The following is an 11,069-nucleotide window of genomic DNA, read 5'->3' as shown; positions in this document are numbered from 1 at the left end:
TCATACTGATATACTTATCCTACAAAATAATTTATGGTACTCTTTCCCTTATTCTCTTAGTATATCAGATATTTATCCGGCTTTGTGCAACAAAGCCGTATTTATAAACTGCTTTATTAATCAGGTTGGGTTTTACAAGGCAAAACCCAACGACTTTTTACCTACCCTTAAATCCCCTCCCAAGAGGGGACTTTTATACTCCCCCCTTGAGAGGGGGTTGGGGGCATATGCATCAAGATAATTTACCATAAGAGGCTCTAGAGTATGTGTCATTGCGAGGGGTTTTTTCCCGAAGCAATCTTTTCTCAACTATGCAAGAGATTGCTTCGGACACTACCCTCGCAATGACACGTTAAACACAACACGGGCAAACGGAGAGACGCATTATTATGCGTCTCTACAGTCCGTGCCACCCTGAAAACCGCTTACATACAATGAAAATTCCTCTACAATCAAGCTAAGAATAGTGTTCCATGGGAAGGAGGTATCCCCCTGGAGAAAGAGCAATGTGTGTGCATGTTCCCCTCTAATCCCCCCTAACCCCCCTTTAAAAAAGGGGGGAAAGAAGGATAAGTTTAAAAAAGGGGGGAAAGGATGATTAGTTGAGAAAAGGAGGAAGGATTTCCTCTTGAGAAAAGTTTGCCTGATCAAACATATCAAACTTTTCTCCATTTTCTAAAGGGAGACTATAGGAAGATTATGCATTTCCCCCTTTCTAAAGAAGGACCAAGGGGGATTATGCATTTCCCCCTTTTTTAAAGGGGGATTAAGGGGGATTAGGAGTGGTTTGTTATTCTCCACCGTTTCCCTATTTTAGCTTGATGCATATGGGGTTGGGGGTGTGTTTATTCTCCTCCTGGGAAGAGTTAGGGGTGGGTTCACTTCCCTGGAGAGACGCAAAATCCTGCGTCTCTACAATTGGGGTCGGGGTGTGTTAACGGCATAATGAAAAACTTTGAATTTCCTATACATTAAAATTATGGGTTCAGGTTGCAAACCTGAACCCGCGTAGGGAAAGATTGCTTCGGGAAAAAACCTCCCTCGCAATGATACATACTCTAAAGCTTATGAGAGTAAATTAGCCTGACAGTGTACTACAAGGTCGTACCAACTATCATCTTGTTTTTCAGATTATCAAAAGTCTTTGCTCCAACTTACCGACCTTCAAAAAAACCTTTACACCATAATTCAAATGATAAGAGTGCGAAAATATGTCTGCGGAAATTCTCTTTCCTATGCTGGTGCTGGTCGATCATTCTATTGATATAACGCAGAGAAAAATAGTTACTACAGGCTGAATCCTTCGCATTGATAATATTTTTAGCTACCTGTGCCAGATCGGATTGTAACCATGTATCCATCGGCGTCTCAAAACCTCGTTTTTTTCGGTAAATAATCTCTTTGGGCAACCATTTCTCAACGGCTTTTTTATGGATAAGCTTTCCCGTTGTCCCTCTCAATTTAAACGAGGCTGGTAAAGATTCTAAAAACGTAATTAACCCGATATCGAGAAATGGTACCCTCATCTCCAGTGAATTTGCCATTGTCATCTTATCATTAAACAACAGGAGATTATCAGGCAAACCCATTCTCGTATCGATAAACGTTATTTTTGATAAAGAGTCTTTTAATTGAGACGTTTGTGAATAGAGCCTTTCTACGAGCATCTCATCAACATCTCTCATCTGTCCCTTTACGTCATCATTCAGTAATTGATCTTTTTGCTCAGGGGTAAATATGGTATAAATCCCCAGAAACCTTTGCAGTTCCGAAGAAAATTTACTTACATATACAGCCCGTTTAAACCTTTCGTTTCTCGGTAGGATTGCGGCAATAGTCTGAAATGGCAAGATACGCAATAAACCAGCGTATTTATTTATATAATTTTCCCCGATGTATCTATGATATCCAGCCATAGGCTCATCAGCCCCCTGCCCTGCCAATACAACCTTTACATGATCCGATGCAAGTTTTGAAACATAATAGAGCGCCGAAATCGATGTCTCCGCAATGGGTTCTTCGATATAATAAAATGACTTATAGAAAAAATCCATGTACTCCTTTTGTGTTAATTCCAGTTCATAGTGTTCAGTCCCAATCAATCTCGCTGAAACTCGCGCATCAGACAGTTCATTAAAATCGCCTTCTCCTGGAAACCCGATAGTAAACGTCTTGATTTTCTCTTTTGCATATTTTTGCATTAAGTACCCAATTACAGCCGAGTCAATACCACCGCTTAATAATAACCCCACCGGCACATCACTTACCAATTGTCGTCTAATTGACTGTTCCAATAACCTCTGGTATTCTTCAATTGCCTCTTCTTCAGAAATATTGGCATTTGTTACAGGCTGATAATTCCAATATGATTCTAACTCAACAGAGCCTTCCGATGTTACTCTTAAATAGTGTCCAGGGTATAACTTTTTTATATCTTTAAAAAGCGTTTGAGGTGATGGATTATACCTGAAGGTAAGAAAGCTGTGAAATGCCTCATAATCCAGTTCTTTTTTAAAAGAAGGGTATTGTAGAATGGCCTTTATCTCTGACCCAAAGACCAGGCTTCCCTGTACAAACGTATAATAAAGCGGTTTAACCCCGAAGTGATCTCTAGCCAGAATAAGGCACTGATTCCTTTTATCATATATCCCAAAGGCGAATATACCGTTGAGACGTTCGAATCCTTTTTCACCGTATTTCTCATACAGGTAAATAATAACTTCGGTATCTGAGGTTGTTCTAAAGTGACATCCTTTTTTTTGCAGGTCTTTTTTTAAATCAACAAAGTTATAAATCTCGCCATTAAAGACAATCCATATTGTTTCTGCTGCATTGGACATAGGCTGTTTGCCGGTTGTCAGGTCAATAATGCTCAGACGTCGATGACAGAGTCCAAGGTGAACTGCCGGATCAATAAAAAACCCTTCGTCATCAGGTCCGCGATGGCGAATAGCACCGCCCATCTTCTGCAAAACCTGCAGGTCAATGGAGTGTTTATTTTGATAATTGAATATACCTGCTATTCCACACATGTTTTATTCATTTCCTCAACAGATAGAACGCTACCCCGCTGGCCATTGCACATTCTTACCCACATTCTAGTACACTGTCAACTTAATTTATCATAATAGACTCTCTCGTATGTGTCATTGCGAGGGATTTTTTCCCGAAGCAATCTCTTGCGTATTTCAGGAAAGATTGCTTCGGAAAAAAAACCTCCCTCGCAATGACACATACAAGAATCTATTATTATAAACCATCAGAGAGGTCCTTCCATCCTGCATTCATTCCATGAATTAATTCTATTTTTTTAGCCCTTGAGCCACCCTTTTTTGTTTGTCATTATGTAAACAGAGTATAATTTGTCCATTACTCTGATTGAATCTGGCATTATAAAAAAAGATTGCTTCGGAAAATACCCTCGCAATGACATGGTTAAGGATCCCGTACATCCCATACACCTGCATATAACAAAAGTCTTGACTTTCTCCATATTCTGTCTGGTTTCATCTCTTAAATACTATAAGCAAGCAACGTCTGTTTTTATCAAAAAATTTGTCAGAAACCAAAATAAGTCAAGAAAGATATTGGTATCTATAAATAGTTAAGCAGGTTGGGTTGAGGCACGAAACCCAACATTTTCATAAATGCCGTAAATGTTCGTATTGGGTGTTGTTCCTCAACCCAACTTATCAATTAACCTTAGCATCTTCAGATTCTATAGGCGTAAAATATCCTTGCAGAACCGGCGATTTTTCAGATACAACGTAATTTCCTTTTGACAAGCATATTTCAATGTCATACAATTATGTCATACATTATAAGCATATTCATACGGAGATAAAACATGCGTACCACGTTAAATATTGATGACCTCTTAATGAAACAGCTTCTTGAAGTTACCCATGAAAAATCAAAAACCAGGGCGATTACTATTGCCATTAAAGACTATCTCAAAAAGAAACATATTAAAGATATTCTCTCTTACCAGGGAACCGTAGATATAGAAAACAACTGGCAACAATTGGAGAAGGAGGAAATAACGGAATATGAGGACAAAACATAATCCAAAAGTTATTGCTGATACTTGTATCTGGATCGAGTTCTTTCGTACAAAATGAGAAACCTCAAACAGCCTGAGAGATCTCATCTCTAACAACCTTGTTGCTGGTGTCGGGTTAATCATGGCTGAACTACTCCAGGGTATTAAGACAAATAAAGAATATGAAATTGTATTAGACGTGTTCAATACCATTGAATATCTCGAAATAACGAAAGATATCTGGATAGAAGCCGGGATGCTCTCCAAGAAACTTCGATTGCAGGGAAAGACAATTCCACTGTCTGACATCACCATCGCTTGTTGCGCAAAGAAATATAAGTATCAGGTGTTTACTATTGACAATCATTTTCATACTATCCAGGATATAAACAGTATTTCGTTATTCTTTCGTTAAACCAACCAGCATAGCTGTGTTGAATAATAAACACCTTCGTTATAATCTCATTTTCTTATATCATCACCTGTCATCCATAATGATAATGTTAGCCTTTAGTTCCTCATGCTGATATTTACAGATGATCATACCCTATCTTCAGAATTCTTCACAACCTTCTGCATATTGGATTGACATGAATGGGACATATCTTTTTGAATATACAATGTTCTCTTATTATCTATGGCATAGGAATTTATCCCTAGACCCATACACCGGTGCCTTCCGTTGGAAAGGTTTTTATACATATGATATACAATGATATACAACGCAGCATCGCCTCTATTTTCCGACTGAATATTGGTAAGGAGTTTAAACGGCATATCATTAAGAGACTTATCCAGTTGAGCAAGATACTCTTTTATGATTGACATATTTCAATGTTTTCAATTATTGATAATTTCTGTTTCAGTTCATTTACGAGTTTTTCTTCTGCCCACCAGTTAAAGGTATCATCACTCTCTTCGATTTCTCTATTCTTGAATTTATCCGTGAAGACACTTGTAGAAATTCCGTATTTCTCCTCGTATTTTTTTATCTTCGACGCTGATATTTCTATGGCAAATTTTATCCTTCTTTTTTCCTCTTTCAGCCCTCCGGACAGAAGCCTCTTTATTATTTCGGTCTCACCCGAAGTACTTTTTACATTTATAGTAACCATATCAGTAATTATTTCCTCTTTAATGTTTAGGAAATTCAATGTTTTGTTGTAGGGGTAGGTTTTAAACCTGCCCCTACTTGTGTTCGCCTTTACTTAGCGCAATTCAAAACGTTTGTATTTGTTTCCCGTTTGGGAGAACACAAGGTTCGCCCCTACATGAGTGTTACAAAAAAGTTGCCAAATGCCTAATTTAATGTATATGTATAGGAATTTCAAAGCTACGTAGGGTGGGTATTGTCCATCAAAACACCTCGCCTACATGTTATTTTTCGGTGGGTAATGCCCCATACGCATCAAGCTAAGGATTTTTGTATCCAAGAGCTTTATTATGAATGATATCTTTCGTCCTTTTGGGCCTTTGATAGTTCTCCTAGCTCGTTAGTGGCTCGTTGGCTCGTTCCTAAACTCTGGTTTGGGAACGCAATTGCCTGGAAACTCTGTTTCGAGTAGGGGCACGTTGCAACGTGCCCCTACCGAGGAATCATACGATCAGGTACCTCTTGATTCGAGAAACAGAGTTTCTCGCACACGCGTGCTCCCAAACAGAGTTTGGGAACAAGTCGGGTAGCGCTTAGCTTGATGCGTATGGGGTAATGCCCACCCTACTACTGTCTACCAGACCTGTTCAATTCAAGATCAACAACTTTTTCAATCTTTAGCCCAGAACTGATTTTTAGTTCATAAGTTCCAATTCCTTGTTCCCCTCCCTCCAGTATTTCTTCCTTTACCCCCAAAGGAATGAGAACGTCGTTATAAAGCTTCTGAAGTAACGGGATTTGATTACATATTGAAAGGGCAATCCAGGGCGATGTATTAACCACAATCTGGTTTTCCTGAACGGTCATCTTTTGGATTCCTCTAAAACCTCATCTAAATCCACCTGAAAAGGAGAGGCCTTATATTGCCTCAATTTCAATAAAAAATTCACCCTGCTTATTCCAGCTAACTGTGCGGCCTTGCCAGAAGATATTTTACCGAGTTCATAAAGCTTCAAAGTCAAAAGGTATCTTGCTTCATCTTCAAATTCTTCCTTGCTCTCTTTAAGAGAAAGTAGGAAGTCATCTGAATACTTTATTATCAGAATATTTTCCTTCATATTGTTATGCCTCCTTTAGCTTGATTGTAGAGGAATTTTCATTCTATTTATACGGTTTTCCAGGGTGGCACGGACAAGCTAGCTTATCCGTGTTTATATGAGTAACCCTGATTCACTATATTTTACTGAAATTGCAATACTTCTTGATATATTTTTTCTAGCCTCGTTGCAATCTTTATGGCCTAAAATCGTTCTTTGGCATATTGATAATTACAGAAAGAAATATTTCTATGTAACTCCTTATATCCCTTGACAAAAAACATCATATATATTAGAAATAAAGCTGTGTAAAGTCAGTACCACCCGCATAGCGGGTGGCTTGATTAGCCCTATAAGGGCATTGTTACCGGTATCCCTTAAGGGATTACTTAAGTCAGAGTCATATTTGTCTTCAATCGACTCACTCTCCTCTTGGTCCTGTATATATTTTCGCACCTTCGCCTCATCCAACCCCACTGTATTCACATAATAACCTTTCGCCCAAAATTGGTGGCCTCGAAAATTTTGCTTCAGACGACTGTGCTTCTCAAACACTATCATCGCACTTTTACCCTTTCAATATCCCACTATCGTTGATACTGAATATTTCGGTGGTATCGCCAAGCAAATGTGGATGTGATCTATACATGCTTTACCTTCTATCACTTCCACTCCTTTGTACTCGCTTAAACGACGCAATATTTCGCCTATTTCTTTTCGTAGCTTTCCGTAGACTATCTTACGCCTTTTCTTCGGCACCCATACAACATGATACCTGCACTCCCATACCGTATGTGATAAACTCTTTTTCACCCTTAATCTCCTTCTGCTATATTGCGAATCTTAAAGCATTCCCAATCGCAGTATACCGAAGGAGATTTTTTTATAAATACTACAGCATAGCTTTTGCTATTCACACCCGCTTAGCGGATGGTTTAGCTTAGGAATTAGTTAAACCCTCCTTTTAACAACTTCCAGCCAAGTTGTAATGAATCACTAATTCCAAGTTTTTTGATTCTGCTACCGATTTCTTTCGTATAAAACTCAGGATTAAATAGATATCTTTCACCGTATTTTGTAGTTAATTTAATTTTTGCAAACGCCGCATTTACCTTATAATATGCTTCAAGTAATTCTTCTGCACTCAGAATACCATTTGTAGATACGGGAAAATAATCTTGATCAATATGAGGGTTTGTTATATATCTATTCCAATCTTTTGTAATTAACCAGCCATTTTTTTCTGCTTCTTCCATAAAACGTGTATCAGGAAATGGCGTTGCAATGGCACACGTAGGATAATCAGAATGTAGTTCTCTTGCCAGAGCAATAGTTTTTTCAATACTCTCCCATGTCTCGCCGAGGTTCCCCACCATAAAAAAACTAGAAACAATTAAACCAGCATCCTTTGCCCAAATATGAGCGTTTTTAATCTGCTCCCCGGCTATCCCTTTTCCAACATTTTTCCTTACCTCCGGGTCGCCTGATTCAACACCAAAGCAAATATTTCGACACCCCGCCATATACATCTTCTTTAAAACTTCCTTATCTACGGTATTTACTCTTGCATTAGCAATCCATCGGTATTGTTTGTTAGTGTTAATGATCAAATCACATAACTCATCAACCCTCTTTTTATCTATGGTTAGTGTATCATCAATAAAGTTGAAATAGCGTGCCCCAAATTTTTCCTCAAGAAATTGTAACTCAGAAAAAATATTTTCTGCTGAACGTTTCCTAAACCGTCGGGTAAAAGCTGTATGCGAAGAACAAAAGGCACATTTTCCCGGGCATCCTCTGGATGTAAATACAGAAAACACAGGTAATTCTTCTGATACACCCAATATCTTCTCTGAGTATGCATTTATTGGAAAGTCATCCCATTTGGGGAAAGGCAGGATATCAAGGTCCTCTATTAATGCTCTATCTCTATTTTTAATGATATTCCCATCTCTTTTAAAAACAAGCCCGTCAATTTTTTCCCAATTTTCTATTCCCTTATCCAATGCTTCCACCAACTGTCTAAACGTAATTTCTCCCTCCCGTAGGATTACAAAATCAACAAAATCATATTCCATAGCTTCTTCCGGCAAAGCAGACACATGGTTACCCCCTAAAATTATGGGTATTTTGGGATAAATACTTTTACATGTTTGTGCCACTTTTAACGCGTTTCCAAACTGATTGGTCATAAAAGATATACCAATTATCTCAGGTTTATTCTTTTTAATAGAGTCTTCAATATCGGATAATGTTAATCCCAAGGGGTTCATATCTAAAATCTTTACCTTATATCCTTGTTGTTCAACAAAAGCTGCCAAATATGCTAAACCAAGAGGAGGACTTTTATGTTTTGACAGGTAAGGTGGATAAATTAGTAATATATCTATCATTACAAAGATCTCCTAAGAAGTCAGCTTACTTAATAAAAATGTTAGTGCGTTGAACATAGGTGCTTGTCCCCAACGTATATAAGGAAACTTGTTTCTGTGGGTTCGATAAGTACGGAAATAAAAGAAACCTTTTTTATCCTGCATATTATTAATAGTCCATTTGGCAACTTTTCGTGCTAGGTTGATTGCTTCTGGATAGAGGTCACTCAGGAGTGTAAGACAATATATTGTCTCGGCACAGCCCCTAATATCTACTTTAATGCCATTAGGGTATGGGTAGTAATAATAATAGCGAACAGAGTGATCCGTGGTTATAAATTGTTTGATGAAGAATTCATATCCTTTATCGATTGATTTTTTCAAATTTTCACTTTTATTCCATTTCCATATCCAATAGAGATTTTCCAATACAAAACAGGTATGAAAACTATCAATAAAATTTCTATTTTCTTGAACATCATCACGATCAAAATAAAACCAAGATCCATCAGAATTTTGTTGAGTTACAATGTAATTAATAATTTTTTCAACCAATTCCCTTTTCATCCAGTCATCACTATTTTCCCTCATTAAGGAGGCTAAAATCCTGGCAGCATAACTATTAGCGTTGATTACGTAATTTTGATTCGTAGGCGTATAACTCAATGCAATCCCATATGACATAACTTTACGATTCAAGTCACAAGCAACAAACTCACCTGTTTTTTCTGCAGTTTCCCGATATATCTCTTCTTTTGTTAATCGATGTCCTTCCAAAAATGCCTCTGTTGCATATGCTGTAAGGGTCACGCATGGAGTTCCCTTTTTGACAAAAACTTTTCCTTCCCAGTCAAAATGCAAGCCCCAACCACAACCGTGTTCGGTATTTGACGCATTTTCCTTTAGCCAACCAAGGAGTTTACACCCTAGGTTTAAATAGTTCATTTCATTTGTCATTTGATAGAGCCGAAAGTATCCCATAGCAATTCGAGGAATCGCTTCAGCCGATCTATCCTTCATGGCAAAAATCTTTCTAGATTGGGGTAGGCATACGTCAAGAGAATTAAGGAAAGCAACTATTGGCATACCTATTAATTTATTCATTGAAAAGATTCGTCTTCCTACTATACCTATTTTTGAAGACCAAAAATCATAATGGTCATAACTGGAGTAATCATTTTGTTCAATCCAATTAATTAGAGAATGAATGCTCTTTAAGATAAAACTATTATTCTTTATCATTTTTTTCTGATTGTGAGTCAACGATTCAGAAAACTTACAATGTGTTGAGCCGCTTGGTCTGCAATAAAATCCCATGTATGTTCCTTCGCATAACAGGTCCTTTTCTGTCTCATTGCCGGAGTATCTGAAGAAATTGCTCTATGCAGTTGGTAATTAAATTCTTCATAGTCTTTCGCAATATAGAGGTAATCTTTAAAGTATTCTAATTCTAAAATATCAACAGATACTACTGGTTTACCGGTAGCGAGATATTCTAGTAGTTTCTTTGGATTTCTATAACAATTAAATATATTATCTTTGCGATAATAAATGCCGAAACAAGCGATTTTTTGCATATAATTAGGCAACAATTCGTAAGGCTTCTTACCTAAAAAATAGACATTTTTTTCTTCTTTTACGACAGTTATATCCGAATAAATATCGCCAATAAAAACAAAAGAAAGGTCTTTATTCTTCCTTGCCAAATACCTTACGAGTTCAAAATCAAGGTCTGTTAAAACTCCAATATAACCAACAATAGGTGTTTTAATATCCATTATGTCATCTGGTACCGGCAAATGATTAAGATTATATCTTGCAAAATGATCATAATCAACGCCGTGTCCTAGATGGTGTGTATTATGATTAAATTTTTTACGTTCCTCAACCATGCGATGGTTAACAAAAAAGGCCACGTCAGCACTCTGTTGAATTCTTATATCCATATCTAAAATAAAATGGTTAATTTCTCCTGTATAATAAGCAACATTATCAGTACAATAATAGACAAGGCATTTTGCAATTTTCCTTCTCTGATGTAATGCAATATCTTTTACAGAAGGAATACATACCCATAAGAGAGGATTTTTAAAATTGAGCATCCTAAGAATGATATTGAACTGTAAAAGTAAAAGATATTTATTCATGATCGAAACAAAGCGCTCATATCCTCTTATTGGAGGCAAAGCAATTGGAGTGAGTACATAAATATTATGTTCTGCTTTTTTTAGATATCTCGCCAAGCTTTTTAATTTCCCCATAATTCTTTTCCATGCAAATTTGTCTGTTTTAAAACTTGGCATACGGGTACCAATAGAATTAACAAATAAAATACGGTTTTGCTTTGCAAATGACTTCATAATATGAAGATCTGAATGAGGATTGTGATACCACCAATCAGCCCCCGCAAAACAAATTATATTCTCTTCTCTTAAGTTCGTTCTCGTTTGTTTGCTCATCTTTGT

At 37.2% G+C, this 11,069-nt stretch carries 10 protein-coding genes and 1 pseudogene; 2 read left to right on the top strand and 9 right to left on the bottom strand.

All coding sequences use genetic code 11. From position 1 onward, the window contains the following. Positions 1 to 1,154 precede the first annotated feature (1,154 nt). The gene (gene asnB / locus FBQ94_RS12025) at positions 1,155 to 3,032 is read right to left on the bottom strand and encodes an asparagine synthase (glutamine-hydrolyzing) (protein WP_007219931.1); all 1,878 of its coding nucleotides are present in this window, start codon (positions 3,030 to 3,032) and stop codon (positions 1,155 to 1,157) included. Positions 3,033 to 3,847: 815 nt separating this feature from the next. On the opposite strand from asnB, the gene FBQ94_RS12020 reads away from it, so the two are divergent. Both FBQ94_RS12020 and FBQ94_RS12015 read left to right on the top strand, forming a co-directional pair. Continuing rightward, positions 3,848 to 4,066, top strand: a complete 219-nt coding sequence (locus tag FBQ94_RS12020) for a type II toxin-antitoxin system VapB family antitoxin (protein ID WP_007219932.1) — start codon at positions 3,848 to 3,850, stop codon at positions 4,064 to 4,066. Positions 4,067 to 4,184: 118 nt separating this feature from the next. Next, positions 4,185 to 4,457 carry a PIN domain-containing protein gene (locus FBQ94_RS12015; protein WP_007219933.1) on the top strand — a complete coding sequence of 91 codons (273 nt, stop codon included), beginning with the start codon at positions 4,185 to 4,187 and terminating at the stop codon, positions 4,455 to 4,457. A 125-nt stretch (positions 4,458 to 4,582) separates the two neighbouring features. Here FBQ94_RS12015 and FBQ94_RS12010 read toward each other — a convergent pair whose 3' ends face one another. The 8 genes and pseudogenes from FBQ94_RS12010 to FBQ94_RS11975 form a co-directional block, all read right to left on the bottom strand. After that, positions 4,583 to 4,870, bottom strand: coding sequence for a hypothetical protein (locus tag FBQ94_RS12010; protein WP_007219934.1), 288 nt, complete (start codon positions 4,868 to 4,870; stop codon positions 4,583 to 4,585). After that, a complete protein-coding gene (locus FBQ94_RS12005) occupies positions 4,858 to 5,157 on the bottom strand; it encodes a hypothetical protein (protein ID WP_007219935.1) in 300 nt (99 codons plus the stop codon). The genes FBQ94_RS12010 and FBQ94_RS12005 overlap by 13 nt, the downstream gene beginning before the upstream one ends. A gap of 605 nt (positions 5,158 to 5,762) precedes the next feature. After that, the gene (locus FBQ94_RS12000) at positions 5,763 to 6,002 is read right to left on the bottom strand and encodes a PIN domain-containing protein (protein WP_007219936.1); all 240 of its coding nucleotides are present in this window, start codon (positions 6,000 to 6,002) and stop codon (positions 5,763 to 5,765) included. Further along, entirely contained in the window at positions 5,999 to 6,253 is a 255-nt protein-coding gene (locus FBQ94_RS11995) for a UPF0175 family protein (protein ID WP_007219937.1), read from the bottom strand. The genes FBQ94_RS12000 and FBQ94_RS11995 overlap by 4 nt, the downstream gene beginning before the upstream one ends. Positions 6,254 to 6,637: 384 nt before the next feature. Beyond that, positions 6,638 to 7,045 (bottom strand): annotated as a pseudogene (tnpA, locus tag FBQ94_RS11990) (IS200/IS605 family transposase); the annotation flags it as partial. 134 nt (positions 7,046 to 7,179) lie between these two features. Beyond that, positions 7,180 to 8,625: a B12-binding domain-containing radical SAM protein gene (locus FBQ94_RS11985; RefSeq protein ID WP_007219940.1), complete on the bottom strand. Its 1,446-nt coding sequence runs from the start codon at positions 8,623 to 8,625 to the stop codon at positions 7,180 to 7,182. 12 nt (positions 8,626 to 8,637) lie between these two features. Beyond that, positions 8,638 to 9,846 carry a prenyltransferase/squalene oxidase repeat-containing protein gene (locus tag FBQ94_RS11980; RefSeq protein WP_007219941.1) on the bottom strand — a complete coding sequence of 403 codons (1,209 nt, stop codon included), beginning with the start codon at positions 9,844 to 9,846 and terminating at the stop codon, positions 8,638 to 8,640. A 17-nt stretch (positions 9,847 to 9,863) separates the two neighbouring features. Further along, positions 9,864 to 11,063: a glycosyltransferase family protein gene (locus tag FBQ94_RS11975; protein WP_007219942.1), complete on the bottom strand. Its 1,200-nt coding sequence runs from the start codon at positions 11,061 to 11,063 to the stop codon at positions 9,864 to 9,866. Positions 11,064 to 11,069 lie beyond the last annotated feature (6 nt).

It is taken from the genome of Candidatus Jettenia sp. AMX1, from assembly GCF_030263775.1.
Classification (GTDB): Bacteria; Planctomycetota; Brocadiia; order Brocadiales; family Brocadiaceae; genus Jettenia; species Jettenia caeni.
The sequence above is the reverse complement of the archived record's forward strand: the minus strand, read 5'-3'. Positions and strand labels throughout refer to the sequence as shown.

Bases quoted from the DNA above. Each gene is read 5' to 3' on its own strand.
- asnB (WP_007219931.1), bottom strand. From the start codon at position 3,032: ATGTGTGGAATAGCAGGTATATTCAATTATCAAAATAAACACTCCATT.
- FBQ94_RS12020 (WP_007219932.1), top strand. From the start codon at position 3,848: ATGCGTACCACGTTAAATATTGATGACCTCTTAATGAAACAGCTTCTT.
- FBQ94_RS12015 (WP_007219933.1), top strand. From the start codon at position 4,185: ATGGCTGAACTACTCCAGGGTATTAAGACAAATAAAGAATATGAAATT.
- FBQ94_RS12010 (WP_007219934.1), bottom strand. From the start codon at position 4,870: ATGTCAATCATAAAAGAGTATCTTGCTCAACTGGATAAGTCTCTTAAT.
- FBQ94_RS12005 (WP_007219935.1), bottom strand. From the start codon at position 5,157: ATGGTTACTATAAATGTAAAAAGTACTTCGGGTGAGACCGAAATAATA.
- FBQ94_RS12000 (WP_007219936.1), bottom strand. From the start codon at position 6,002: ATGACCGTTCAGGAAAACCAGATTGTGGTTAATACATCGCCCTGGATT.
- FBQ94_RS11995 (WP_007219937.1), bottom strand. From the start codon at position 6,253: ATGAAGGAAAATATTCTGATAATAAAGTATTCAGATGACTTCCTACTT.
- FBQ94_RS11985 (WP_007219940.1), bottom strand. From the start codon at position 8,625: ATGATAGATATATTACTAATTTATCCACCTTACCTGTCAAAACATAAA.
- FBQ94_RS11980 (WP_007219941.1), bottom strand. From the start codon at position 9,846: ATGATAAAGAATAATAGTTTTATCTTAAAGAGCATTCATTCTCTAATT.
- FBQ94_RS11975 (WP_007219942.1), bottom strand. From the start codon at position 11,063: ATGAGCAAACAAACGAGAACGAACTTAAGAGAAGAGAATATAATTTGT.